26 protein-coding genes are annotated in these 25,991 nt (G+C 68.9%); 4 read left to right on the top strand and 22 right to left on the bottom strand.

Annotated elements, in window-relative coordinates:
• Positions 1–189 precede the first annotated feature (189 nt).
• The 8 genes from VM221_08205 to VM221_08170 all read right to left on the bottom strand — a co-directional run bounded on the left by VM221_08205 (position 190) and on the right by VM221_08170 (position 5,480).
• The gene (locus tag VM221_08205) at positions 190–900 is read right to left on the bottom strand and encodes a hypothetical protein (GenBank protein ID HUT74801.1); all 711 of its coding nucleotides are present in this window, start codon (positions 898–900) and stop codon (positions 190–192) included.
• Positions 897–1,742: a hypothetical protein gene (locus tag VM221_08200; protein ID HUT74800.1), complete on the bottom strand. Its 846-nt coding sequence runs from the start codon at positions 1,740–1,742 to the stop codon at positions 897–899. Before VM221_08200 ends, VM221_08205 begins: the two co-directional genes overlap by 4 nt.
• Positions 1,743–2,687, bottom strand: a complete 945-nt coding sequence (locus tag VM221_08195; GenBank protein HUT74799.1) for a hypothetical protein — start codon at positions 2,685–2,687, stop codon at positions 1,743–1,745. It abuts the gene before it with no gap.
• A 15-nt stretch (positions 2,688–2,702) separates the two neighbouring features.
• On the bottom strand, positions 2,703–3,491 hold the full coding sequence (locus VM221_08190) for a DUF6754 domain-containing protein (protein HUT74798.1): 789 nt from the start codon (positions 3,489–3,491) through the stop codon (positions 2,703–2,705).
• 4 nt (positions 3,492–3,495) lie between these two features.
• Positions 3,496–3,789: a hypothetical protein gene (locus VM221_08185; GenBank protein ID HUT74797.1), complete on the bottom strand. Its 294-nt coding sequence runs from the start codon at positions 3,787–3,789 to the stop codon at positions 3,496–3,498.
• Positions 3,790–3,797: 8 nt separating this feature from the next.
• Positions 3,798–4,244 (bottom strand): hypothetical protein, encoded by a 447-nt coding sequence (locus tag VM221_08180; GenBank protein HUT74796.1) that lies wholly within the window; start codon positions 4,242–4,244, stop codon positions 3,798–3,800.
• 38 nt (positions 4,245–4,282) lie between these two features.
• On the bottom strand, positions 4,283–4,642 hold the full coding sequence (locus VM221_08175) for a VanZ family protein (GenBank protein HUT74795.1): 360 nt from the start codon (positions 4,640–4,642) through the stop codon (positions 4,283–4,285).
• A gap of 88 nt (positions 4,643–4,730) precedes the next feature.
• The gene (locus VM221_08170; protein ID HUT74794.1) at positions 4,731–5,480 is read right to left on the bottom strand and encodes a sugar phosphate isomerase/epimerase; all 750 of its coding nucleotides are present in this window, start codon (positions 5,478–5,480) and stop codon (positions 4,731–4,733) included.
• A gap of 246 nt (positions 5,481–5,726) precedes the next feature.
• On the opposite strand from VM221_08170, the gene VM221_08165 reads away from it, so the two are divergent.
• A complete protein-coding gene (locus tag VM221_08165) occupies positions 5,727–6,134 on the top strand; it encodes a ferritin-like domain-containing protein (protein HUT74793.1) in 408 nt (135 codons plus the stop codon).
• Positions 6,135–6,189: 55 nt separating this feature from the next.
• Here the strand turns inward: VM221_08165 and VM221_08160 are convergent, their stop codons facing one another.
• The 7 genes from VM221_08160 to lipA form a co-directional block, all read right to left on the bottom strand.
• On the bottom strand, positions 6,190–6,795 hold the full coding sequence (locus VM221_08160) for a hypothetical protein (protein HUT74792.1): 606 nt from the start codon (positions 6,793–6,795) through the stop codon (positions 6,190–6,192).
• A 258-nt stretch (positions 6,796–7,053) separates the two neighbouring features.
• Positions 7,054–7,374: an OB-fold nucleic acid binding domain-containing protein gene (locus VM221_08155; protein HUT74791.1), complete on the bottom strand. Its 321-nt coding sequence runs from the start codon at positions 7,372–7,374 to the stop codon at positions 7,054–7,056.
• 48 nt (positions 7,375–7,422) lie between these two features.
• Positions 7,423–10,437 carry a DNA polymerase III subunit alpha gene (locus VM221_08150; protein HUT74790.1) on the bottom strand — a complete coding sequence of 1,005 codons (3,015 nt, stop codon included), beginning with the start codon at positions 10,435–10,437 and terminating at the stop codon, positions 7,423–7,425.
• Positions 10,430–10,675 (bottom strand): DUF6504 family protein, encoded by a 246-nt coding sequence (locus VM221_08145; GenBank protein ID HUT74789.1) that lies wholly within the window; start codon positions 10,673–10,675, stop codon positions 10,430–10,432. Before VM221_08145 ends, VM221_08150 begins: the two co-directional genes overlap by 8 nt.
• Positions 10,675–11,892 carry a hypothetical protein gene (locus VM221_08140; protein HUT74788.1) on the bottom strand — a complete coding sequence of 406 codons (1,218 nt, stop codon included), beginning with the start codon at positions 11,890–11,892 and terminating at the stop codon, positions 10,675–10,677. The genes VM221_08145 and VM221_08140 overlap by 1 nt, the downstream gene beginning before the upstream one ends.
• Before the next feature lie 252 nt (positions 11,893–12,144).
• Positions 12,145–16,689: a translocation/assembly module TamB domain-containing protein gene (locus tag VM221_08135; protein HUT74787.1), complete on the bottom strand. Its 4,545-nt coding sequence runs from the start codon at positions 16,687–16,689 to the stop codon at positions 12,145–12,147.
• A gap of 8 nt (positions 16,690–16,697) precedes the next feature.
• On the bottom strand, positions 16,698–17,603 hold the full coding sequence (lipA, locus tag VM221_08130) for a lipoyl synthase (protein ID HUT74786.1): 906 nt from the start codon (positions 17,601–17,603) through the stop codon (positions 16,698–16,700).
• A 409-nt stretch (positions 17,604–18,012) separates the two neighbouring features.
• Between lipA and VM221_08125 the strand changes: the two genes are divergently transcribed.
• The 3 genes from VM221_08125 (at position 18,013) to VM221_08115 (ending at position 21,627) form a co-directional block, all read left to right on the top strand.
• Entirely contained in the window at positions 18,013–19,329 is a 1,317-nt protein-coding gene (locus VM221_08125; GenBank protein HUT74785.1) for a DUF1015 domain-containing protein, read from the top strand.
• 384 nt (positions 19,330–19,713) lie between these two features.
• On the top strand, positions 19,714–20,100 hold the full coding sequence (locus tag VM221_08120; protein ID HUT74784.1) for a response regulator: 387 nt from the start codon (positions 19,714–19,716) through the stop codon (positions 20,098–20,100).
• Positions 20,101–20,565: 465 nt separating this feature from the next.
• Positions 20,566–21,627, top strand: coding sequence for a hypothetical protein (locus VM221_08115; protein ID HUT74783.1), 1,062 nt, complete (start codon positions 20,566–20,568; stop codon positions 21,625–21,627).
• 56 nt (positions 21,628–21,683) lie between these two features.
• On the opposite strand, the gene VM221_08110 is transcribed toward VM221_08115, so the two are convergent.
• The 7 genes from VM221_08110 to VM221_08080 form a co-directional block, all read right to left on the bottom strand.
• A complete protein-coding gene (locus VM221_08110) occupies positions 21,684–22,778 on the bottom strand; it encodes a bifunctional phosphoglucose/phosphomannose isomerase (protein ID HUT74782.1) in 1,095 nt (364 codons plus the stop codon).
• A 144-nt stretch (positions 22,779–22,922) separates the two neighbouring features.
• Positions 22,923–23,201: a 30S ribosomal protein S18 gene (gene rpsR / locus VM221_08105; GenBank protein HUT74781.1), complete on the bottom strand. Its 279-nt coding sequence runs from the start codon at positions 23,199–23,201 to the stop codon at positions 22,923–22,925.
• Positions 23,202–23,351: 150 nt separating this feature from the next.
• The gene (ssb, locus tag VM221_08100) at positions 23,352–23,762 is read right to left on the bottom strand and encodes a single-stranded DNA-binding protein (GenBank protein ID HUT74780.1); all 411 of its coding nucleotides are present in this window, start codon (positions 23,760–23,762) and stop codon (positions 23,352–23,354) included.
• Entirely contained in the window at positions 23,752–24,090 is a 339-nt protein-coding gene (rpsF, locus tag VM221_08095; protein ID HUT74779.1) for a 30S ribosomal protein S6, read from the bottom strand. The genes ssb and rpsF overlap by 11 nt, the downstream gene beginning before the upstream one ends.
• Positions 24,091–24,291: 201 nt before the next feature.
• Positions 24,292–25,221: a thioredoxin-disulfide reductase gene (gene trxB / locus VM221_08090; GenBank protein HUT74778.1), complete on the bottom strand. Its 930-nt coding sequence runs from the start codon at positions 25,219–25,221 to the stop codon at positions 24,292–24,294.
• Between the two features lie 14 nt (positions 25,222–25,235).
• Positions 25,236–25,562 (bottom strand): thioredoxin, encoded by a 327-nt coding sequence (gene trxA, locus VM221_08085; protein HUT74777.1) that lies wholly within the window; start codon positions 25,560–25,562, stop codon positions 25,236–25,238.
• 52 nt (positions 25,563–25,614) lie between these two features.
• Positions 25,615–25,770: a hypothetical protein gene (locus VM221_08080; protein HUT74776.1), complete on the bottom strand. Its 156-nt coding sequence runs from the start codon at positions 25,768–25,770 to the stop codon at positions 25,615–25,617.
• Positions 25,771–25,991: the final 221 nt, after the last annotated feature.

Raw genomic sequence — 25,991 nt, 5'->3', positions numbered from 1 at the left:
GCGCCGGTCAAGTCCTGCCCAACCATCCCCCGAGCGTCGGCGTCGGCGCGGGCGGGCCCGCGGTGCGGTGTGACGCTGATCCGACGCGGGGCGGAAGGGTCGCGGCGGAGACAGCTTGCCCCAGGGGGGCGTCGCGAGTCAAGCCTTTAGGCTGCTTGTGCGCCCCGGCGGGGCGGCGGGCGGTGCTGCTCAGGCGCCGCCGAAGATGCGCAGCCAGTGGTGGAGCAGGAACTCGAGGCGGTCAATGAGCAGGGACATGCGGCCCATGACGGTGTTGCCGAAGATGGCGCCGAAGGCGACCATGAGCAGCCAGCGGCCCAGGCGCGTGCTGCCCTTGACCACGGGGTGACGCTGTTCGAAGGAGAAGAAGAAGTAGCTCATGACGGTGATGATGGTGATGAAGAAGAGCAGGCTGTTGGCTTGCACATAGGGGGCGCTGTGGCTCCACAACGGCTTGAACGAGGCCTTGAGCTGGGGCGCGAGCTCGGTGACGAAGCCGACCATGCCGTAGCCGGCGGCCAGTCCGATGAAGGTCCCCACCGCGAGCCGGTTCATCCACGACCAGCGCTTGGAGTACACGGTGTAGAACATCGCCGCCACCAGCAGGGCGAAGACCCAGTACCACTTGTGTTCGAGGGCCAGAGGATTCCACCACTTGGGCTCGAGCACCTGGGTGATAACGATATAGAAGCCGTAGCCGGTCGCCAGGCCGACCAAAACATGCTCGAAGAAACGAAACACCACGTTCTCGCGGTAGAGAATGGAGTAGATGGCGAGAGTGGCGATGGCGGAAAGCCACACGGCGAGGGTGCCGGCGAAGACGTGGTGGCGGATGCCGAAGTAGGCGCCCGCCCCGAACACGCCCAGCCACATGAGCAGGCGCAGCAAAGGAGACCTCATGAGCCGCCGAGCCTCCGCTCCGGAGCCTCGCCCCGCCGCCGCGCGCGGAGGTAGAGGATATTGCCGAGCACGATGAGGGCGATGACCACCGCATGGGCCGATGACTGCGCGGGCATGCGCTTGAGGGCGTCGCCTTCATAGCCCATCAGTTGCTCGTACTCGGCCGCTCCTGCCAGACCTTTGAGCACGCCGACGATCTGGTGGGCGTCATAGAAGGGAAACGCCTCCGGCCCCATGACGCCGGTGCAGGCGTAGGCGATGGGTGTGCGGTAGATGCCATAGATGAAGTCCACCCACGTTTGCAGGCTCAGGCTGGGGGTGATCTCGATCACCAGCCCGATGTCGCGCACGGTCTTGATGCCGGCCATGACGGGGCGCGAGGTGATCGGCTTGCGAAAGATGTCCCGCTTGATGGTGCCGGGGATATTCTTCGCCCAGCCGCGGATCATGGGAATGCCGCCGATGTTGAAGCCCCAGTTGACCCAGTCGCGGCCATAGCGGCGGCCGTATTGTGCCTGGCAGCGCTCGGCGATGGCCTGGCCGAGGCCGGGGCCGGCGGGATCAACGAAGCCGAAGATGGCAAAGCGCTTGCCGGCCTTGAAGCAGTGGCGAATGAGGGCCTCGGTTTGGGGGCCGTTCTCGCCGATGGTGCCCGGCGCCCAGCTGCACGAGATTACAATGAGCTTGCTCGCCGGCACCGCCTCGATCGCATCGTAGATGTCGCGCGCCGGCTTGCTGACGTACATGACCGCCTTGACCTTGACCAGCAGAAAGGCGGCGGTCGCGATCGCCAGCGCCAGCCAGATCACGCGGCGGGACCAGAATTGTGAATCACGCCCCAACTATAGCTCCTGCTCGAAGAAGGCGCCGCGCTCGAGGTTGAGCCACAGGCGCAGCGACATGGCGAGGCCGCCCACGAGGATGCCGAAGCCGACCGCGCGCAGGCCCGCCATGCTGAAGACGCCGAGGATCCAGTTGGCTATCGCCTCCGTGCGCAGGTGCGACAGCGGGCCGGTCATCGGCAGGTGGTGGGTGACCCACATTCCGAGCGGAACCTGCCCCAACATGCAGATGAATGCGGCGACCATCATGAAACCCGCCTCCGCCGAGCGCACGCGAAATGCGCGAAACGCCGCGGTCGCCATGTAGAACGCCAGCACCGAGAATAGGGCCGCCCCCAACGGCACGTAGGTGCTGATGAACAGGTAGTCGTACACTTGCCGCACCGAGAGGTTCCGCAGCCCCCAGTGGTCGTGCACCAGGATCGCCTTAGGCGCGTATGCCTGCCACAGGCCGAATGCCGCCATCGCGGCGAAGGCGACGAAGAACGCGATGCTGTTGTAGTAGCCCGGACGCCGCGCAGCGATATGCTTGCCGTGAACCAGCGAGAGGCTGAAGGCGCCGAGGAAGAAGGTGAAGCCGAAGATCACCGAGGTGGCCGCGCCGACGGGATCCAGCATCGGGGTGAAGGGATTGGTGTGACTGGGGCGCCAGAAGAAGATGGCGCTCTTCTCGGGCAGGTAGAACTCGAGCGTGTAGAAGAGGCCCGCGACGAAGGTCATGAACACCACCACGCGCTTCTTCACCGACGCCGGCAGCCGGTGCAGCAGGTACATGACGGCCGCCCACAGCAGCACCGACGCGCTCACCGCGCCGTAGAATGCGCCGCCCTCGACGGGCCTGAAGATGGGGCTCAGCGCCTGCACCAACGCCCACCAGGCGACCGCCCCGATGAGCCCGCCCATCACGTATATGGTGACGACTATTGTCCACTTGCGGGTTCGCATTGGGTTAGTCCGTCCTCACCCCCCGAACAGCCAGCGCGCGAGCCACTGGTTGACGAAGTGCAGCGGCGTGCCGGGAACCGCGGTCAGGGTGCCCGCCACGACCAGCAGCAGCAGCAGCCCTTTGCCGATATCCTGGCCGACGAGACTGCCCAGCAGCGTCGGCTCGCGGGTGAGATACGCGCTGGCGGCATAGTATTCGTCGCCGATGATGGTGTAGTCGCACGATGCCAGAAAGAAGGGCACCTGCGTGGTGGCCGGGGTGCCGGCGATCTGGATCGCGCCCACCTCCTGGCCGGTCTCGGACAGCAGCAGCGACTCGGCGTAGAAGTAGCCGAAGAAGAACGTGGAGGCGACCTTCTCGCGGTTGATGAGGCCCATGACGCCGGCCGCGTAGGCGAACTGCTGGTCGGAAAGGAAGCGCACGTCCTCGGAGCGGAAGGCGTCGGGCTTGCCCTCCACGGCATATGCCTCGCGCACGAGCTGCTCGGCGATGGCGAACACGACCGGGTCCACCACCGGCACGATCAGCCGGTTGCCGTAGCGGGCGGCCAGCCGAGCGACGTGCTGGGCGATGACGAGCGCCTGCAGGGTGTTGATGTCAATGGAGCTGAGGCCGGTCGAAAACAGCATCGGGCGGCCCATCTCGGTGGCGCGGCCGACGGCTTCATCAATCGCCGACAAACCGGGTATGCGGCGGATGTAGAGGTCCCGGCCGCCGCGCGCGGAGAGGATGGTAATGAGGATGGTGACGCTGATGACGCCAACGATGGCGATATGCAACAGGTTGGCGTGTTCGAGGCTCATGTGATCACTTGTCCGCCGCTGGCGCGTCCCGCTCTTCTGCCAGTTCCTCGATGCGCGCGACGAGCAGGTCCAGGCTGTCCTCGGACTCCAGCACTCGCGCCAGCGCCTCGATCTCCGCCGGCGGGATGAACCCTCCGATCAACGGCATTGTCGCCAGCGCCCCCTGTCCCGCCAGGAACGTCAGCGGGCGGTTGGACTCCAAAAACAGCAGCGCCGGCGTTTCCAGCCGCCGCTCGACGATGATCCTCCCCACGCGCTCGATGACCCGGTCGCGCAACTCGCGATCGGCATCCGCCAAGTCGGCGCTCACAAGACCGTGCCCCCACCCCGGTGGGCGCGGATGGCGTCGGTGACCGCCGCGTCGTTGCCCTCCAGCCACAGGTAGATGCCCCGGTAGGCCTCCAGCCGCGACCGGTGACCGAGCGGGCTCAGCTTGATGCCCCGGTCGTCGCGATAGCAGCGTCGGATGTCGGCCCAGGGCAGGTGGCGCACGGACAGAAAGTTGCGACACCACACGCCGTCGGCGCCGATGCGATAGCTGATGGGCAGTAGGAATTCGGCGACCGCCGACAGCACCAGGAAGCCGGCGATCACGGCGGCCAGGGGGTGCCCCCAGAGGACATAGGCAGCGGCCGCGCTGGCGGCAACCATGCACAGCGCGAGGGCGGCACGCAACGGGTGGCGCCGCGCCAGGTGTACCCGCCATTTCACAGCCGCGGTCGGCTGGATGCCGGAGATAGTGGACTCGGCCATGCGCTGACCCACCGCCGGGGATTACGCCGCCGGGGTGGTCAAGTCCTCCTCGCGCGGCGGGCGCCCATCATCGCCGCAGCGATCGCGACCGCCACGACCACGCCGCCTACATCGGCCATCCAGTCCAACGGGTCGGGCGTCCTGCCGGGCACGAAGTGCTGATGGAACTCATCACCGGCGCCATAGATCGCGCCCACCATCATCGCCAGCGCTCCCGCGCGCCCCACGCCCAGCGGCGCCGCCGCCCACCACAACAGCGCTCCGAGCACCGCGTATGCCGCGAAATGCGCGGCCTTGTCCGGCACCTCGATGCCGCCGGGGACATCCACGCCGCTCGACAGCCAGAAGATGACGGCCATCCACCCCAGGGCGGGGAGCCAGCGAGATGTGCTTCTCATCGCACGGCCCCCGGTGATGGCAATCGCGAACGCAGGTAAGGGCATGGCATGGCGTGCCCTTACGCGCGCCGCGCATCAAGGCCGCGCGTCACAGCCCCAGTTCGTCGCGCATGTACGCACGGCTCTCGGTGATGGACTGCCGCACCTCCTTGTCGGTGCGATCCTGCTCGCAGACGATCCACTCGGGATTGACCGCCAGGGCGGCGGCGGTCGCCGCCTTGAGGTCAACCTCCCCCTGCCCGAGCTCCTTGAACACCCCCGGCGCGCCGTCCTTGAGGTGGAAGTACGGCGCGCGGTCGGCGTAGCGCGCGATGAAGTCCACCGGGCGCTCGCCGCCGATGTGCACCCAGTAGACGTCAATGCACAGCTTGACCACCGCCGGATCGGTCAGCTCGGCGAGGCGGTGGATGCCCCTGACGCCGCCGAATTCCTTAAACTCCGAGGCGTGGTTGTGGTAGCAGAACACCACGCCCGCCTCCTGGCAGCGCCGCCCGACCGTGTTGAACACCGGCGCCGCCTTCTCGTAGCACTCGATGCCGTCTCCCTGCGCCACATCGGAGCAGATGAAATAGCGTCCCCCCACCTGCGTGAGAGACGCGAGAATGGTGTCAACGCGTTCGGCGGAAACGACATCTCTGAAGTCGCCGTGGATGCCGGCCACCGCCAGGCCGGTCTCGGACAGCAGGTCCTGCACGCGCGGATCGCCAATCTGCAACCGGGCGCCGCTCTCGATCGCCTGGTAGCCGGCCTGCTTGATCTCGCGCAGCACGCCGCCCAGGTCCTGAGCCGTGCGCCCGCCGTAGATGATAAGCTGGAGTCCAATCCTCGGTTTGCTCATGCGAAACCTCCCTGTGTCGGCAGCGGGCAAGCAGCCGCCCCTGCCCGACAGAAGGTTCGCCTGTCACCGCGCGTTTTCCTCTCTTGGGTGGGCCGGGGCGCACGATGCCTACCCTGGTCCCGCCCAGGCGTGTCGCCTTGGGATCGCATCCGCGGTCGCGATTGTGCGGATGCACTGGCAAGGCCCTGCCCTGCCGCGGGGAAGGAATTGCAGTTGACACGATGCTGACGCAGCCAGGAGGAACCGATGAGCGACGTCGAGGAGTTGGTTACCATTCTCAATCAGGCGATCGAGGTGGAGTACGGCGCGCTGTTCCTGATGCCGCAGCACATCGCGCAGTTGCAGGACCCGGAGCTGGCGGCGGCCCTGCGCGAGGCGTGCCGGGACGAGCTGGAGCATGCCGAGACCACCGCGCGGCTGATCTATGCGCTGGGGGGCATCCCCAAGGGAGACTTCAAGCTCCTGCGCCCGATGTCAACCCCGCAGGAGATGCTGCGCGCCCACATCGAAGGCGAACGCCGGGTGATCGAACTGTACCGACGAGCTGCCGCCAAAGCCCGCCGACCCGAGCACAAGGACATTCTGCGGCGGCTGCTCGCCGACGAAGCGAATCACCAGGCGACGTTCACGCGTTTGCTGAGTCAGCTCGAGTAGCAGGCCGAAGGCTCGGCCGAACCGGGGCCGAGCGTTAATGAGCCTGCAAACCGGGTTACTGGCGCGTGGAGGGCACTCCGCCCGCCGTCTGCAAGCCGGCCCGGACCTTCCACACACCGTCCTCGCGCATCAGCCGAATCGTAAGTGACCGCGGCGTGCGGTCAGCGGCGCTCTCGGCCGAGGCCGTGACGGTCGCCGTTTCCGCACTGACCGGCCCGGCAACTTTGATGTCCTCGTCCGTCACATGGGTCGCCCCCGGGGCCAGGAAGGAGTAGGTTGCCCGCCAGCCGGAGGCGGCGAGACTGGCCGCTTCCACGGGATCGGTTTCGTGCGTGCGGCCGTGTTCGCGGTAGATGGCCTCGATCGCCTCCATCTCTGCCTTGACGGCGACCAGGGCCATGAGGGTTTGCTGGTCCTCCTCATCCAGTGCCCGAATGAGGGCCTCCGCCACTTCGCTCGGCGTGCTCTCCGACGAGAGTGAAGCGGGGTAGGCGGGCATGGCCTCGTCCGCAGTGGTGGTGTCCGCGTCGCGCTCCGCGCAGCCGGTCGCGACGAGAGTGACTGCGATGGAGATCGTGATGAGGGCGAGTGAGAGAGGCGCGACTCGGGCGCGCCGACGGTTCCGGCGGCTACCGCCCTGAGCCTGGGGTGAGCTGGTCACGTCACGTCCTCCTGGCGGGCATCAGCGTTGGCATGGTCTTCCACGATGGGCATCTTCGGCCCTGTCGGGAGTCAGGCCTTCGAGTGTCTGGCGAAACCGCCCCTTCACAGAGTGTCATCCCGAGCCTTTCGGCTCGCTCGGGGTGACATTGCGCGAGGGTTGTTCTGGCGGCTGCCAGGGAATGGCCTGAGAGCTGCCGCGAAGAGGTCGTTGACTATGGCCGTGCCCGATCCGTGGGAGGGGACGGGTGGGGCGGTGTCAGGTCACTGAGTCCGCAACCAGCGCGGCGGGCGCTGATGCATCTCCCCGGCGGTCGAGGCGGCCGCTGACGGTGATGATCGGCTGGGTGAAGATGGCCTTGCCGCAGCGCTGATAGACGGCATCGAAGACGGTCACATCCAACATCCCGGTCTCGTCTTCGAGGGTGAAGAAGACGACGGTGCGGCCGCTCTTGGTGGGTGGGCGATGGGGGCGAATGATGAGCCCCGTCACTTTGACCCGCCGCCCGCTGCGGCCGCGCCGGGCGGCGGCGGTGGTGACGATCCCCTGGCGGCGCAGGCGCTCGCGGATCAAGCCCACCGGATGCGCGCGCAAGGCGAGGCCCAGAATATCGAACTCGTAGCGCCATTATTCGCGGGGGGAGAAGTCGGGGGCATGGGTACTGGATTGCGCTGAGGAGGGAAGGACACCCCGAGCGGTCGGGGTGCCGCATTCCGGAGGACCATTGTCACCCTGAGCGCACTCGAAGGGCTCGGAATCAGCGTGCCGACGCATGTCATTCTGAATGCCGCGCGGCGGAATGAAGAATCCCCTACCAGGGATGCTGTCGGCCAGGTCCGAGGCGCAATGGGGTGGGGGATTCTTCGTCTTCAGCTCAGAATGACAGTGCTCGACCGGGGACAGGTTTCCCGTCAAGCCGGCGCTGCTGAGCGCCGCGTCGAGGTCCCACAGCGCCTCGCGCCGATGGGGGCATAATGCATCGAACGCCCCGCACAGAATCATATTCCGCGCGAGGTCGCGGTCAATGGCGACGCGGCGGCGGAAATCCTCCAGCGAGCGGAACGGCCCCGCCTGACGCGCATCAAGCACGGTTCTTAGCGACCCCTCTCCCATCCCTCGTATCTGCACCAGCCCCACGCGGATGGCCCGCGAGCCACGAGCCGGAGGGACACCCCGAGCGGTTGGGGTGCCACGTTCGACGGTAAATCCCGCCGCGCTGTGGTTGACATCCGGCCCCAGCACCGGGATGCCGCGGCGCTTGGCCTCCCACACCAGGGTGTTGGGCGGGTAGAAGCCCATCGGCTGGTGCGACAGCAGCGCGGCGTAGAACTCCGCCGGGTAGTGCGCCTTGAGGTAGGCGGTCTTATAGGCGGTGTCGGCGAAGGCGGCGGCATGGGCCTCACAAAAGCCGTAGCCGGCGTAGGCGCGGATATAGGAGAAGATCTCGCGCGCCACCTCGTCGCTCACGCCGCGCGCGACGGCGCGCGCGATGAACTGCTCGCCGATGCGCTCCATCTCCTCCCACGAGCGGTGATGGGTCATGGCGCGGCGCAGGCGATCAGCCTCGCCCGGGGTGAAGCCGCCGATGGCGATGGCGATCTCGATCACCTGCTCCTGAAACAGCACCACGCCGTAGGTCTTGGCGAGAATGCGCTCCAGGGCGGGATGCAGATATATCACCGGCGCGCGCCCGGCGCGGCGCTCCAGGTAAGGCTCGACCATGTCGGCCAGGATCGGCCCCGGGCGGATGAGCGCCACCGCCGCCACCAGGTCCTCGAAGCGCTCGGGCTGCAGCCGCGCGTGCAAGGCCCGCTGCGCCGGGCTCTCGAGCTGGAACATGCCCACCGTCTCGGTGGCGGCGATGAGATCATAGGTCGCCCGGTCGTCATCGGGGATGGCGTCGTAGTCGAAGCTCGCGTCGCGCGTGCGGATGGCGCGCGCGGCGTCATCCACCGCCGACAGCATGCGCAGGCACAGCAGGTCGAGCTTGACCAGGCCCAGGTCCTCGATATCATCCTTATCGAAGTGAATGACGGGGATGCCCTTGGCGGCCATTTGCAGGGGCGAAAGGTTGGTGACGGGATCGCCGGTGATGACCAGGCCGCCGAGGTGGGTGGAGAGGTGGCGCGGGAAGCCGGCCACCGCCTGGCAGATGTCGAGCAGCTTACGATAGCGCGCGCGAGGCAGGCCGCTGTCGCGCAGCTCGGGCACCGCGTCGAAGGCCTCGGCGATGGCATCGGCCGCCAGGTAGGGCAGATGGCGGGCGAGGCGATCGAGGTCCTCGGCGGGGAAGCCCATGGCCCGGCCCAGGTCGCGCACCGCGCTGCGGGCGCGGAAGGTGTTGTAGGTGGCGACGGCGGCGACGTGCTCGGCGCCGTAGCGGACGATGACGTAGTCGGTCACCTCGTCGCGGCGCTCGGCGGCGAAGTCAATATCAATATCGGGCGGGGCCGCGCGCTCGAGGCTCATGAAGCGCTCGAAGAGCAGCTCGCGGGCGACGGGGTCCACGCCGGTGAGGCCCAGGCAGTAGGCGACCAGGCTGTCGGCGGCGGAGCCGCGGCCGGCATAGCGAATGCCGCGGCGGCGGGCGAATTGCGCGAGGTCCCACACGGCGAGGAAGTAGTCGGCGAAACCGAGCTGGCGGATGACGGACAGCTCGTGGCGCAGGCGCTGGGCGACCGCGGCGTTGATGCGTCCGTAACGCCGCCGCGCACCCTGCTCGGCCAGGCGCTGGAGCATGGCGTCGGCGGTGTCGCCGTCGAGCCCCGGGTAGGCGGGAAAGCGATACTTGCCGGGGCGCAGCGCCGGCGCGCACATCTCGGCGATGCGCCCGGCCGTCTCGACGGCTTGCGGATGGTCGCGGAAGAACTCGCGCATCTCCCGCTCGGAGCGCAGATAGCAGTGGGCGTTGAGGCGACGCGCGGGGTGGACGTCGTCGAGCCGGGTGAGGGTGCGGGCGCAGGTCAGGAGGTCGTGGACGGGAAAGTCCGCGCGGGTGCGATGGTGCACGTTATTGGTGGCGACCACGCCCACGCCCAAATGCTGCGCGAGTTCCGCCAAGCGGCGGTTGAGGCTCGCGGCGCCGGGCAGCAGAAGGTTCTGCATCTCCAGGAAGAAGCGGTCGCCGAAGATGTCGCGGCAGCGCCGGGCCGCTTGCTCTGCGGCGGCGAACCGGCGCCGGCGGATGAGCGCAGGCACCTCCCCCCTCATGCACCCCGACAAGGCGATGATGCCCGCGTTGTGCTCGCGCAACGCGTCAAGGGAGGCGGCGGGATGCAGGCGCGGCGATCCCAGGTGCGCCTGCGTCAAGATGCGGCAGAGGTTGGCGTAGCCGCTGGGGTCCTGCGCCAGCAGGGTCAAGTGATGGCCGCCCTCCAGTGTTGCCTCGGCGCCGGTGATGGGCTTGATGCCCGCCGCCGCACACACCTGGTGGAAGCCGACGGCGGCGGAGAGGTTGTCGTGATCGGTCACCGCCAGGGCCGGCATGTCGCACGCCGCCGCCGCCGCGACCAGGTCCTCGATGGAGCTGGCGCCGTCGAGGAAAGAAAACGGCGAATGGACATGAAGATGCACAAACATCGTCGTCTTGGCGGTTGAATCCGTGTCATCCGCGTCATCTGCGGAGCGGACTCCCTCAGTCATAGCTGCGGTAGAGGCGCCAGCCGGCGGGGGGCTGGTGGTGCAGCTCGTAGATCGCCCCGCCCACGGCCTGCACGCGATAGACCCGGCGCGCTTGCTCGCCCTGCCACCAGCAGCCGGCCTCCTCCCAGTGGTCGAGGATCTCGCTCACGACGATGCGCCGACCGCGCCAGTGAAAGGCCCGCGGCCGGCCCTCGCTTTCCTCGACCATGGGCAGCGGTAGATCGAGGCGCTTGGTCATTATCCGTCATCCGCAACGGCCGCGAGCATGCGCTCTCGCCGCGGCACCTCGAGCTGTGCCCCCAGCCGCACGCTCTGGCTGCCGAAACGTTCCTGCGCCGCCGCCAAGGCCTCCCCGGCACGCCGGCGATTCATGTGGCACCCCGACCGCTCGGGGTGTCCCTCCCGCGCGCGCGGCGGCAGGTCGCTGAAGAGGTCGTGCTGCACGGCCGAGCAGCGGCGCAAATTCGATGCCTGGATCGTTATCTCCGTCACCGGCCCCGTGAGCTCCATGCGGACCAGCAGAAGCTTGCACCCACTCAGGAGCTCGCGGTCTCGGTTCGCCGGCGAGCGCAGCCGGAGGGTGCGGGCAATCCGTCGCCCGCCCTCGGGCTCCACCTGCAGGGACAGGCGGCAACATGCTTCTCGTCGTTCGCGCAGCCGGCTCGCGATTTCGGCGGAGAGCTGGCGCAGGCAGTAGTCCACGCCCTCGGCGTTACCAATGCCATCGGCCACGGCGAAGCGAGCCTCGATGACGCGCGGCGGATAAACGGGCTTGACGGGGGAATCGTCAACCCCGCGCGCGAGATCACTCACCCGGCGCGCGCCGCGGCCAAACCATTGCGCCAGGCGAGCCCGGGGCACCCTTTGGAGCAGGCCGATAGTCGTAATGCCCAGCGCTTCCAAGTGTGCGATGTCATCGCCGTCGAGCATCCACATCCGCGACAGGGGCAACGAGGCCAAAAAGCGAGCTTCCTCCCCTATCACCACTACCGTGCCCGGCTGCTCCAGGGCGGCTATTCGGGCCACCAGCTTGCTCGATGCAGCCCCCACCCGGCAGGTGAAGCCGGCCCGCCTTTGCACCGAATCGGCAATCATGGCCGTTATCTCGGAGGGCGGGCCGGCCCCTGTCAAATCGAGGAAGAGTTCGTCAAGGCGCCGCGGCTCGATCGCCGGGACGTAATCCGCACAGATTCGCAGCACGCGCTCCTGCGCGGATTGATAGAGATCGCCGTCATAAGGCAAGCGCTCGGCGCCTGGTGACACCGCGTATGCCTGGCCGAGCGACATGCCCGGGCGCAGGCCCGACTCCTGGGCGGCGGAGGATACTGCAAAGACCCGGCCGCGCACATGGATCGCCACCGAATGCCCACCAAGGTGCGGGCGTCGCTGCGTCTCGGCCTCGATATATAATCGCGGCAGAATCAGACAACCGAGCAACAAAGCGTCTCCCCCCATAATGTAAACATCTGTTTGCATTATACCACACCAGCGTGGTTTGTCAAGCGCGTGAACGCGGAGGGTATAATCAAAAAGTTGGCATCTCGGAGGAGGCATTCCCCTCCCTGCCAAAGCCTGCCCGGTCGAAGGTGAGAGGAGTGGGCACCGGATCACGCGGAAGGCTTCGGGGATGTCATTCCGCGGGAGCGACGCGACCGGGATGACACACCCATGGGGTGAGCGCTTCACGTTGACGATGCATGATCTGGGTTAGAACCGCCAGGTCGTCTGCCCCTCCCAGAGCAGCTCGTTGCGCTCATTGATGCGCGCGCCCAGCGCCACCGAGGGCAAGACCTCGTAGGCAAGGACGAAGTCCCACTCCCGGATGTCCGCGGACACGCTGCGCAGGTAAGTAACATACACGTGCTCCAGAACGTAGCCGCCGACGCGAACCCGCAGCGGCTCGTAGCGGTTGTACTCGACGCCGAATTCCTGCAGCCCGAGTGCGCTCGCCAGGGCGCGCTCGAGGGGGTAGAGCACGACCCCGCCCAGACCGGTGGTAACCACCGCACTGGTGGAGCTGCCCAGCTCCGAGGTTACGGTCCCCAGGGGCAGGCCGGTGACCAGCGCCCACAGCCTCTGCTCATCCAGCGCAGGCACCGACCGCAACTCGACCAGCGGCTCGGCGTTGGGATCGGTGAGCGGCCCCGACATGGCCAGGTACACCCGGTACCCGCGCACATTGGCCTCGGCATCGAGCCGCATGACGACGCGTACCTCCGCTGCCGGCGGCAGACCGGGGCCGGGCGCGCTGGGCGACGACACGGTCGCGTCCAGGGACGCGTAGCTGACCCGGAAATGGGCGACGGGCAGATCCACCGTGCCGCGCCGGCTCTCGAGCGTGGCCGTGGCGACCGGCGCTGTGAGCCGGCCTCCGATATGCCCGTTGCCGGATACCTGCATTGACATCGTCGGTGTGCGCAGCCATAGGTTGGGGTCGAACTCCACGTTGATCGCAAGCAACGGGTCGAAGAGCGAGCTCTGCGCCAGTGGTCGCAGTGCCCCTCGCGGCGGCAGGCCGAGATCCCCGGACGCCAGCAGCACCCGGCCGCGCACTGCGGGCGGCGTGTCGGCCTGCGGCGGGCTCGCCAGCGCCAGGTCGGCGTCCACCTTGCCCACGAACAGCGGAGCGAAATCGAGATCGAGACCCGCACCGGCAAAGGTGAGGTCGAAGCGATTCGACATCAGCTGCGATGGACGCAGGCTCACCAGGCCGACCTCCCCACGCGCCTTGAAGGCGCCGTCGCCCACCAAGCCGGTGACGCCCTCCACCAGCACCCGGCGCCCCTCGAAGCGGACGCTGCCTTCGAGGGTCCTGACGCCCACCTGTGGCGCGCGCAGCTTGACGGTCCCGTGGCTGACCTTGATCGCGCCGAACAGCTCGGGGCGCCGGAGGGTTCCGCCCATCACCACCCGCCCATCGAGCGCGCCGGCGGACTCGGCGACGGCGGGCGCCACGCGCGCCAGGAGCGCCAGGTCCTGCCCCTCCAGATTGAGGGCCGCCGAGAGCGGGCGGGCGGCATCAATCCCCAACGGCCGCCAAGTTATGGGCACCGCGCAGCTCGCGTGTACGACGTGAGGCCCGAGCGCTACCACCACGTCATCCGCCACCAGCGAATCACCTTGCACCTCGAAGCGCGACACCCGCAAGTGCTCGACCCGCAGCCCTCCCGCGGCGAGATCCGCGACCTCGATCGAACCTACGATCGTGGGCCGCTGCATGGTGCCGCCGACGGAGGCGGAAAGGTCCGCCGATCCGGATACCTGCCGCTTGAGACCCAGCCATGGTTCGAGCAGCTCGGCGCGCACGTTGTATGCGTCCACCTCGAGCGCAAGCTCGCCGTCGAGCTCCACCGTGCCGCTCGCCATTGCGTATGCCGCCCCTCGGCGCGCCTCGAAGCGCCGCACCTCCAGCGCGTGGCGGCGCAGGTTGACGGCCGCGGTGACGTCGGGTATGGGCGCGCCCGCGATGGAGGCATCGCTAACCTGGAAGCCTACCTCCGCCAGCGGCGCCCGCCACGGCCCCGAGACGGTCGCCTGCAAGTCGAGGTTGCCGCGCACCGGCGATGGCGCCGTCGCCACGGCCTGGCCCACGCGCCCCGCGACCGAATCCGGGGGGAAACGCTCAGCCATCGCCTGCAGGGCGGATCGCAGGCGCCCTAATCGGCCGCCGGTGATGCTCGCCTCAAGCTGCACGGTGCGGCTGGCGATGTCGGCCCAGCCCGCCGCCTGATAGCGCGCCGGTCCCTGGGCGAAGGACAGGCGCAGCTCCATGTGCTGCGGCGGGTCGCCGGGGCGCGCCTGCGCTGTGGCCTCGGTCAGCACTTCAGCCCCAATCGCAATGCGCTCGCAGCGCGCGTCGGCGGTAAGCAGCGGTCGGCGCACGGTGCCGCCGATTTCTCCGCTCGCGGTCACGCGCCCACTGACATCAAGCGGCAGACCGAGGGAGGCGCGAGGCGGCAGGTCCGCCAATTGCACATCGGCGGAGTAGGTCAGCCGCAGTTCGCCGTGGGTCGTAATCTCGCCCGCGGCGGTTAGCTGTGACTCGCCGGCTTGCGCCCGCGCCTCGCTGATGCGCGCGACGCCGCCTGCCAGGTCGAAGCGCGCCTGCGCGTAGTCGCCCGCGATTCCGCGCCACATGGGACGATAAAGCCGCACCCAGCCCTGTGCGGTGGGCTCGCCGAGCGTCCCCCCGATCTCGACCGATGCCTCGACCCGCCCCTCGACGTCGGCCTCTATTCCCGCCCGCGCCAGCAGCTCGGCAAGCGGAGCATAGCTGACCTCAACCCGGCCGGCAACGCCCATTTGATCGCGCGGGCGGTCCAGCCCGGTCAGAGACCCGGATACCGCGTAGCGCGTGCCAGCTTGATATGCCAGCAACCCGTCCGCGGTCAGCGACTTGCGGGAGGCGGTCGCGGCGCCGCTCAGCAGGTCGAATCGCTGGCCGGCGTACTCAGCGTCGAGCGCCTCGAACCTCCCGGACGCGGTGGGATCGGCGAGGCTGCCGGAGAGGGTGCCGGAGAAGTAGCCAACGCCGCCGACTTCCGAGCGCGCCCCCACCAGCCGGGTGAGAGCGGCAAGGTCCAGTTCGGTGGCGACCACTTGCAGGTCGAGGGTGCCGTCGGCGCCGATGGCGCCTCGAACCACGGCCGTGCCAGCGGGCGAATCAATGCGCGCCGACGCCACTTGGAGCTCCCCGCGCTCCAGGCGCGCCGCTCCGGCGGCCGCGGAAAAGCGGAGGTCGCCGATACGCCCGTCGCGGGCCTCGAAGCTCCCCGCGGCACGTAGTCCGCGCGCGTCCCAGGTGCCTGCCACGTGGGCGTTGACGGTGCCGGCGACCGCCTCGGAGGTCACCACCAGCGGCGCGCGGCCGGCGGCAGGTGCGCCCACGGCCAGCCCGGCCGCGCGAGCCGCCGATACCAGACCCCCGAGGTCCAGGTCTCTTCCCCAAACCTCGAAAGCGACCTCAGTTGCCCCGCGCTCGAGCTTGAGCCAGCCGTCGCCGCTCACCGCGCCCCCTTGCGCGCGCAGGCGCATGCCGCGCAGCCACACCTTGCCGTCGCGGTAGGAAACCTTGGTCGCCAACTCGTTCACTGCCACGCCGCGGTAGCGAACCCGCGGGGAGCGCACCGTCCCCTGGGCAAAGGGGTGGAGGAAACTGCCGCGGACCGCGAGGTCAAGGCTGATGGGAGCAGTCTGGAGCCCGGCAGGAGGGCGAAAGCCCGCCATCCGCGCGGCGGTCTCGAGCGCCAGGTGATCGGTGCTGATGCGCAGGTCAAGCTGCGGCGCCGAGAGGACGCCGATGCTGCCCGAGGCGGCGAATTGCGCTCCGCCCACCGTGCCGGTGACACCCAGCAGCCGCAGCCGGCCGCCGGCGATGATGAGGGGCCCGGTGACGGAACGCAGGAGCTCCCGCCCGCGCCCCAGCCGCAGCGTGGCGTCGCGCACCCGCGCTCGCGCCACATAGTCGAAGACCCATCTCGCATCGCGCTTGGCCACGGCGCCGGTGACGTTGACGTCGGCGCTGCCCCCGAGCAGGTGGACGCCGCCCATCGCCAGACGCGTCCCCCAATCCGCGAGGTTGACGTCGGCGGCCGCGACGTGCAGCACCGTCCGCTTGCCGTCCGAGCTGCCCGCGACGGCGATGCGCTTCATGCCCCCGTCGGCGACCTGCGCGCTCAGGCGAAACACCAATCCCCGCCTGGGGTCGGGGGTCAGGCGGCCCGAGAGGTTGACCAAGCGCATCTGCAGAGAGCGCGTGACCGGCGCCGGAGGCGACTGATCGGTGAAGACGAGGGTGCTGTCCGCGATGGTGACGACTCCGGTGAAGCGTCGAGCCGGCGGCACCCGCGGCTTGAACAGGGAGGCGATGTTCCAGCGCCCGCCCCGGTCGCGAGCCAACTCGACGCGGGCGCCGGTGACACTGACGCGGTCAATCGCGGCTGCGCTCCCCTTGCCGCCCGAGAGCAGCGGGCGCAGATGGTAGCGCACGGCTACGCGCTTCGCCCGCGCCAGGACGCCGCCTTGCGGGCGCTTGCCGTCGGCGATGGTCACGTCGTGCAGCACCGCCCCGCGCAGCAGGCCGCCGCTGATGCCGCCCACGCGCACCTCGCGCCCAAGGGTCTGTGACAACTGCGACTCGACGACCGGGCGCAGGCGGGCGGCCAGCTTCTTCCCCGACAGCGCCGCCACCCCCGCGGCGACGATCACCAGCAGGGGAAGGAGAATGACCAGTATCTTCCAGAGGCGATGCATCGCCGAGGCTACCGTTGCCCGCGGTCCGGCGCGGTCGCGCCGCGCGCCGGGTGACGCGAACTATGATAGGAGCTGCGTACGAACGGCCCGGCCTGGACCTGGTCGAATCCCATCTCCGCGGCTTCGGCCTCCAGCATCGCAAACTCCTGCGGCCGCAGGTAGCGCGCCACCGCCTGGTGGCGGCGCGACGGCTGCAGGTACTGGCCGAGGGTGAGGACGCTGACACCCGCGGCGGCGAGATCGCGCATCACGTCGCGCACCTCGTCGAGGCGCTCGCCCAGCCCCAACATGGCGCCGCTCTTGGTGCGCATGCCGGCCTGCGCGGCCTCGCGCAGCAGCTGCAGCGAACGGTCGTAGTCCGCCCCCGGGCGCACCTTCGGGTACAGGCGCGGCACCGTCTCCACGTTGTGACCGAACACCTCTGGGCGCGCCTCGGCCAGCACCGCCAGCGCCTCCCGGTCGCCGCGGAAATCCGGGACCAGCGTCTCCACCGGCGCCCGGGGCAGCGCGCGGCGCAAGGCGCGCACGGTGGCCGCGAAGTGGTGCGCCCCACCGTCGGTCAGATCATCGCGCGTCACCGAGGTGATGACGACGTAGCCCAGCTCCAGCTCGCGGGCGGCGGCGGCGATGCGTTCGGGCTCATGGGGGTCCGGAGGCTGGGTTACCCCGTGCTCGACCGCGCAGTAGGTGCATCTGCGCGTGCAGCTTTCTCCCAAGATCAAGAACGTGGCGGTGCCGGCGGCGAAGCATTCGCCGACGTTGGGACACTTGGCGGCTTCACAGATCGTGGACACGCCACAGCGTCGCAGCACTGGAACCATCCGCTCCAGGGCGGGCCGCTTGCGATGCCGTGGGATCAACCAGGAGGGCAGGTGTGTTGACATGGATTGTTTCGCCGCGGCCCCAGCCGTCACTCCGCAGCGCGGGCACCACACCAGTATAGGAACCCCCGCCGCGGCGTGTCAAGGCGCGGCACGGCGCGGGTGTGACCGCGGAAAGTGGGGATGGGTCGCGAGAATCTGTAGGGGCGCACGGCGTGCGCCCCCTTCACAGCCGAGGGCGGCTGTGCCACATTCGGGCACACAACCGGCCACCCCAACCAGGAACGGTCACATCCCACGGCGCGCTCCGGGCGCTCTTGCCAGCGCGCGCGAGCGCCGCTATAATGGGCGCTATCGTCGGCGACGCCCGGCGCTTCGGCGCCGCAGCGGCCTACGACGCTTCCGGATGCTACCGTGCGCAGCACGTGTTTTCGTGACAGCAAGGGGCCGCGGATGCGGGAAGCGCGGCTTCGCCCTCAAGCATGAGCAAGGTGATCTGGTGGTGACTCCATCCCCCGTGGTTCGGCCCTTGATCGGCCTCAGATACGCGCGCACCGACCTCAGCGGCGTTCTCGCCCCGCCGTACGACGTCATCGGCCCCGAGCAGCGCGAGCGGCTGCGCGAGCGTGACCCGCACAACGCGGTGCGCCTTGAGCTGAGCTACACGGGCGCCGCGGACGAGGGCGGCGCGGACCGTTACGCGCAGGCCGCGCAAACCCTGCAGGCGTGGCGCCGGGACGGCGTCCTGCGCTACGACGAGGGCCCGAGCCTCTATCCTCACGCCCACGAATTCGCCCTGCGGGGCGAGCGCCTCACGCGCGTGGGAGTGCTGTGCGCGGTGCGCCTGACGCCGTTCGAGCAGGGAGCCGTGCTCCCGCACGAGGGCACCCTGCGAGGCGCGCGCGAGGATCGGCGGCTGCTGATGCGGGCGTGCCGGGCGCAGATGAGCCCGGTGTTCGTTCTGCACGATGATCCCACGGGGGAGGTCGCGCACGTCATCGCGAAGATGACGCGCGGGCAGCCGGTGGCTCACGCCGCGACCGGTGATGAGCGCCATCGCCTGTGGCGCCACCCCGCGGACGAGGTGGCTGAACGTTACTGCGAGCTGGTGGGACGCGGGCCCTTGTTTATCGCCGACGGACACCATCGCTACGAAACGGCGCTCGCCGTCAGCCGCGAGCTTGCTCCGGCCCATCCTGACGCCCCGGCGCAGGCGGCGTTCAACTACGTCCTGGCCGTGCTGTGCCCCGCGCAGCAGCCAGGGATGGTCATTCTGCCGACGCACCGCCTGCTGAAGCTGCAGGGGCGCGAGGAGTGGGAGCGCCTGCAGGCGTTGGCGCAACTGCATTTTATCCGCCGCCGGTTCGACCACGACCCCGCCGACCCGCAGGGCGCGGCGCGTGCGCTCGCGCGTTCCCTGGAACCGCCCCCGGGGGGGGCGCAGTTCGGGATCTACACGCGCGCCGAGGGATACGCGCTGCTGTCGGTCAAGAGCGCGTCCCTGCCGGCGGACGCGGGCCCCGGGGGATACAACCAACTGGCAACCGTGCTCATCCACCGACTGCTCATAGACGCCGTGGTGGGCGAAGAGCGCATTGGCGAACGGGTGACCTACATCACCGACGAGGCGGAAGCCGTGCGCCGGGTGAACGATGGCCGCTTTGATTGCGCCCTATTCCTGCGCCCCACCACGGTCGCACAGATGCAGCGCGCTGCAACCACGGGCCAGCGCATGCCGGGCAAGTCCACCTACTTCTACCCCAAGGCGCCCACCGGGCTGGTCATCAACGACATCTCTCCTCACCTCACCATCCCCTGACCGTCGGCGCGACCGGAGGCGCGGCGCCTGGTCCGCCCCGTATCGAAACTCGCCCTTCACAGCACGCAGGGGTGTGACCTTGCTTTCTTTGGTGCGGCCGCAGACAGTGCGCATCCCTCTCCCTGGAAGAGAGGTCGGCGAGCTCTGGCGAGCCCGGTGAGGGTGGACGGCGGGACTGTTTACCCTCACCCTTCGGCTTCGCTCAGGGCAAGCTCTTGATCCTCTCCCTGGAAGGGAGAGGCGTGATTTGTGGGGCATGCCAATACTCCGAGGTCACACCCGCACGCAGCGCGCGCGCTTGACACCCCACGGGCGAGATGGTACCCTCCCGGTGCGGCACAAGCAGTCCCCACGGCAACCGGCATCAACGGTCTGGAGGGCGCGATGACGGAGGAACAGGCGGCCAAGCGAATCCTCATCGTGGACGATGACCGCGCGAGCCGCGTGCTCATGCGCGCCATGCTCGTCGAGCTCGACCGGCCTTTCGCCATCAGCGAGGCTATCGGCGGCTTGCAGGCGCTGTCTATGATCGAGGCCGCCCCCCCCGATCTCGTGCTGCTCGACATTCTCATGCCCGACCTCGACGGCGTCAGCATCTGCAACACGATCAAGCAGAAGTTCGAGACGCGTGACATCAAGATTCTCATCATCAGCGCCCGCCGCGACGAACGCATGATCCGCGCGGGCCTCCTTGCCGGCGCCGACGACTACATCACCAAGCCCTTCACCCGCGAGCAGATCCTGGCCGCGGTGCGGCGTCTGCTGGAGTGAGCGGGGGCCGCCGGACGGCGACCAGCGCCTTCGTGGCGACGGACGATCCCGGCGCGGCGCACTCACCTCCCCCCTCGAAAACAGCGAGACCGGCAGCCATTACTGACTCCGGTCTCGCGCTGCGGCCTGTTGGCGGCCTACTTCTTCTTCGTCGTTGTCTTGGTGCTCGTCTTGGCTGACTTCTTCTTGCTGCTGCAGCCTCCCATGGCAGTCACCTCCTCACTTGGCTGAGGTTACATGGAATCCTTATACTCCACCCGCGGGCGGCTGTCAATGGCTCCGGCGTCCCTAGCATAGCACACACCCGCCGTCCCGGCGGCGGCTGCTTGCGCCCGCGCCCGGGGCAGGTTCGCGCCAGCCGCGGGCCGCGAGCCGACAGGTGCGGGAATCGGGGCGTGGAATATCCAGTCAGGGGTAGCCATTCGACGGCGGGGGCGCGGGCTCCCGCGAGAGGAGGAACGAGCGATGCGGCGATTGACGACGGCAGGTTTGATGCTCGTGGTGGTGCTGGCGGCGGGCCGGTCCCCAGCGTGGGTTCAGCAGGAGCCGGCCCCGCAGGTCGAGTCGGCGCCGCCGATTGCGCCGGCGCCGCCGGCGGAATCGGTCTTGCTGCGGCTGAAGTTCAAGCCCAATGAGACCATGCGCTACCGGATCTATGCGGAGGCGGAGGGACAAATGCGCACGGACCTGCTCATGCCGGCGGCGGGGGCGGGCATGCCGGGGGAGATACCCATCCACATGGTCGTGCAGGGGGAGGGCGTAGCCAAGGTGCTGGGGGTTGACGCCGCCGGGGGCGCGCGGCTGCGGATGCGCGCCGACAACCTGTCGCTGAAGATGGAGCTGATGGGGCAGCGGATGGAGATGTCGGTCAAAGGCGGCAAGTGCGAGTTCAAGCACAACGATCAGCAGGTCGAGGGCGGCAAGCTGCCCCCGATGCTGGGCAAGATGAGGATACCTTTGCTCCAGGACCCCATCGAGATCAAGCTCGGGCCGCGGGGCGAGGTGCTGGACCTGGCGATACCGGGAATCTCCGACCTCGCCGCGATGGTTCCCGGGATGTCCATGCGGGATATGATGAAGGATCAGATGCTGCTGCCGGAGGAGCCGCTGACGGTGGGGCAACTGTTGGAGGAGTCCCGCAGTGAGCCCCTGCCGGGGACGCAGGCGCTGGCGACGACGAGTGTGAAGATGATGCTCAAGAGCATCGAGACCTGGAGCGGCGGTCGCAAGATCGCCAACCTGCGCGTCGAGTCGGTGACCTCGGCCCACGACGTGGACCTGGGCGCGGCAGCTCGAGCGACCGGTGCCGCCGGCGGCGCGCCGCCGGTGAGCGGCACCATGAGCATGGATCAACAGCTTGCCGGCAACATGCAGTTCGACGCCACTCGCGGGATGATGATGCGCTTCGACTTCCAGCTCAGCCAGCAGATGAGCATGAGCAGTTCCTTCGACGTGCCCAATCAAGGCCCGCAGACCATGAACAGGGACCTGCAGCTCTCGATCAACGGCGCGGTGGCGAAGGTGTAGGCGCAATTCCGCTCAGGCAACCGCGTGCGTGACCGAGCGCCGGGCGCGCCCAGGCGTCAGTGCTCTGCCAGCCGCCGCTTGAGCTCGTTGATGGGTTTGATCTCGAACGGATCCACGCCGTTGAGCAAGGCGAGGTAGAGGCTCGCGAAGTCGCCCAGGTACATGGCGCTGAGCACCCGCGCGAGCGCGGACTCGCCGCGCGCGGGTTCGCGGTACACGTCAACGTCGGCACCCAGCAGGTCGCGCGTGATGTCGAGGCGCAGGCGCATGCGCTCGGGCAGGGCGGGATCGGTGAGCACGATGACGCAGCGCCGCGGCAGCAGGTCGCGACCCAGCTCCCAGCCCACGACCTCGTTGTGATCCAGCTCCGGCAGCTCGTGCGAGAGCGCCAGCGTCTTGGCGTTCTCGTTGCACTGCGTGCGCCAGCGGTAGGCGACCACGCCCAGGGTCGGGGTGGCGCCGTAGATGATGGGCAGGCGGCCCTGCAGCAGCTCCGCGAGCTGCTTGGCGCGGTTGGCGGCGGTGGGCGACTGGGGGCCGTATTCGCGCGCCTGCGCCTGCAGCAGGTCCAGGCATTCGCGGCGCGCCGCGGCCTGATCTCCAATCAGCCCCAGGCGCTCGACCACGGGCACCAGCGACATCAGCAGATACCCGGTCGAGGCCCGCGGCGGCTGGCCTGCGGGGACGATCACGCAGGGCACGCCCTGCTCCCGGCACCGGCGCGCCATCTCGCCGCCGCTGGTCACCCCGATGACCCGCGCCCCGCGCCGCCGCGCCTCGTGAAAAGCGGCCAGCGTCTCCTCGGTGTCGCCGGAATAGGTGACACCGAAGACGAGCGTGCGCTCGCTCACCCAGGCGGGGAGGACGTAGTCGCGAACGGTGGCGGCGGGCACCGACAGCTCGGCGCGGTAGATGGCGGCCAGCAGATCGCTGCCAATCGCCGAGCCGCCCATGCCGAGGCCGACGATGCCATCGTAGTCCACGCGGTAGGAGTCGCCGAGATCGAGCGCGTCGCCGAGCTCCAGGCCGGTGCGGCACTGGGCGGGGAAATCCGCGGTCATGGCCAGCATGTCGCGAGAATCGAGGGCCTTGAAGCCGGTGGGATCATCGAGGGCGATCGTCCGGCGATGGGGTCCGCGGGCGGTGGCCATGCGAGTCCTCCTTTTCAGCGATGGGGTGCCGTAATCGTACCGGCAAGGCCGGCCCGAAGACCGGCCTCAACCTTGCGTTGACGCCACCCCGCGCTGACGCCACCATGCGCCGGCGGTCATGACGAGCGCGAGCGCAAAGCGATGTCACTCGGCGACGAACGGCAGCAGGGCGATTTCGCGCGCGCGCTTGATGGCAATCGCCAGCGTGCGCTGATGGTGGGCACAGGTGCCGGTACCGCGCCGCGGCAGGATCTTGCCGCGATCGGAGACGAATCGGCGCAGAATGTCCACGTCCTTGTAGCCGACGTGGTCCAGCTTGTCAGCGCAGAACTGGCAGACGCGCCGCCGCGGGCGCCGCGGTCCGCGCGGCCGTCCCGATCTCTGATCACGGTCACGATCACGGTCACGATAACGGTCGCTCATGCTACCTCCCGGTGGAGCACCAACTCGGCATCTCCTCTATCGAAACCACCTGCGTGGCTCGCAAGCAAAGCCCGCAACGCCAGCCGGGGACTTCGCGGCTGCGGTCGGCGGGGAGCGGGCAAGCGCCAGCGGCCGCCGATCGCCCCCGAGCTACTGGTCGCCCCAGGGGTCGGGGGACGAGTCGGCGCTCTCCTCCGCGGGCGGCGCGGGTTCTTCCTCGGCGCCGCCGCCCCGGTCCTCGCGCGGGCGGTCGAGCCCGCGCACGCGGTCGGCGACGACCTCGACGCTGCGCCGGCGTTGGCCGTCCTGGGTTTCCCAGGTACGGACTTGGATGCGGCCGTCAATGAGAACCAGCCGCCCTTTGGTCAGGTAGTTGGCCGCGAACTCCGCGTCCTGCTTCCACGCCACGATGTCTATGAAGTCGGTCTCGCGTTCGCCTTGCTTGTTGGTGAACGGCCGATCCACCGCCAGCCGGAAGTTCGCCACCGCGACCCCGCTCGGCGTATAGCGCAGCTCGGGATCGTTGCACATCCGCCCCACCAGGATTGCCTTATTGAACACTGGCGCCCTCTCCTTGCGCTGGCACGGGCGCAGGCGCCTTCGGCTGCTCGAGGGCGACGACCATGTGGCGTACCACCTGCTCCGCCAGCTTGAGAACTCGCGTCAGCTCCGCCATCGCCGCCGGCGTCGCCCGCAGCGTCATGACCACGTAGAAGCCTTCGGCCTTGCCCTTGATGCGGTAGGCCAGCCGCCGCTTGGGCCAACGCTTGGGCTCGTCAACTTCGGCGCCCTGGTCCCTGGCTGCCTGCGCGAAACGCTGGACCTGCTCGGAGAGCTGCTCTTCAGTGAGAGCGGGGTCGAGGATGTAGATCAGTTCGTAAGGCCGCAAGGCGGACTTACCCCCTTCCTATGGTCTGGCAGCCCCCTTCTCAGGGGCAGGAAAGGCCGGCGACGACGGCGCGCCCGGAAGCATTTCCCGTACTGTCCGGGGTATTATAGCAGTTCACGGGCGCCGCGGCAAGCGTGATGTAATGAGGGGGGCCGCGCTGTGGCAAGGAATCGGGAAACCGGGGAAACTGGGGACAGTTCCCTATTTCCCGCCCGGGGATCGCAGGTAGCGCTCGACGGAGCGCACGGCCAGCGCCCCGTCGGCGGCGGCGGTCACCACCTGCGGCCACGCGCCGCTGCGCACGTCGCCCGCCGCGAAGACCCCCGGCGCCGAGGTCTGCAGGTCGGCGTCGGTGGTGATGAACCCCTGCTCGTCCAGCTCGACCGCTCCCGCCGCCAGCTCCGACACGGGGTCGGTGCCCACACACACGAACACCACCGGCACCTCCAGGGTGGAGGTCTTGCCGGTCACTACCTGCTTGACGGTGAGGGCGCGCACGACGCCGTCGGCGCCCAGGATCTCCGTCACCACCGAGTTCCACAGGGGATGGATCTTGTCGTTGGTGAGGGCCTCCTGCTGGAGCGCCTTGGTCGCGCGCAGTTGGTCGCGGCGGTGGATGAGGTACACGCATTCGGCATAGCGCGCCAGGAACAGCGCCTCCTCCACCGCGTGGTCGCTGCCGCCGACCACGGCCACCGGCTGCCCGCGGTAGAGGGGGCCGTCGCAGGTCGCGCAGTAGGAGACGCCGCGGCTGATGAACTCGCGCTCTCCCGGCACCCCCAGCGGCCGCCAGCGCGCACCGGTGGCGATGATGAGACTGCGCGCGCGCAGCAACTCGTCGCCGAGCTGCAGGGCGACCCCCGGCGCGGTGAGGCTGATGCTCTCGACCTCGGCGAGGCGGAGCTGCGCCCCCCAGCGCTCGGCCTGCCGGCGCATCAGCTCCGCCAGCTCCACCCCCGGTATGCCCTCGGGGAACGCGGGGTAGTTGTCAATGAGGTAGGTCAGCCCCATCTGCCCGCCGGGCAGCTGGCGCTCCAAGACGATGGGGGCCAGCCCCGCGCGCCCGGCGTAGATCGCCGCCGTCAGTCCCGCGGGGCCAGCCCCCACAATTGCCAGTTCGTGTTCGACCATCTCCCTGCCGCCAATCAGGAGATGACCTTTTCGACGCGCTTCTTGAGCTCGGCCTCGGGTAGGAAGCCCACGATGGAGTCTATGACCTCGCCCCCCCGGAACACCAGCAGGCTGGGGATGGAGCGGATGCCGTACTTGGAGGCGAGCGCCTGCGACTCGTCAACATTGCACTTGACGGTCTTCAGCTTGGCCGCCAGATCCGCTCCCACCTTCTCCACCACCGGCGCCACTGCGCGGCATGGTCCGCACCACGGCGCCCAGAAATCAACCAGCACCGCCAACTCCGACTGCAGCACTTCCTGGTCGAAATCCTGCTCGGTCACGCTGGGAACTTCGGACATGATCGCCTCCTCATCCGGCTCTGGGTTGTTGATGACGGTAAGGGCCGCGCCATCACCCGCCGACGGCCCACAACAACCCCAGCGCCGCGCCAAGGGCCAGGGCCGCGTATGGATTGCACGTCAGCGGGCAGCCGCCGCCCAGCACGCGGATGGAAGACAGGTGCAGAATCATGCCGACGCCCGCGCCCGCCGCCAACCCGACTATCATGCGCGCAACCACCGCCCTCGACTCCTCCCCCGCCCGGTATGCTACCCGCCCGCGGCACGCCCTGTCAAGCGCACCCCGATCTGACAGTTACCCACTTTGCGCTATTGCGCAGGCGAGACTCTTCGCTGGCGCGGCTAGGTCGCGGAGCGACCGCCGTGGCGGCCCTCCGGGCCTAGCCACTCACAGTGACGACGGTCTGGTGGTGTCATTCTGAACGGAGC

The organism is Armatimonadota bacterium (assembly GCA_035527535.1).
Taxonomy (GTDB): domain Bacteria; phylum Armatimonadota; class Hebobacteria.
This window is presented reverse-complemented; position numbering and strand designations above follow the sequence as displayed.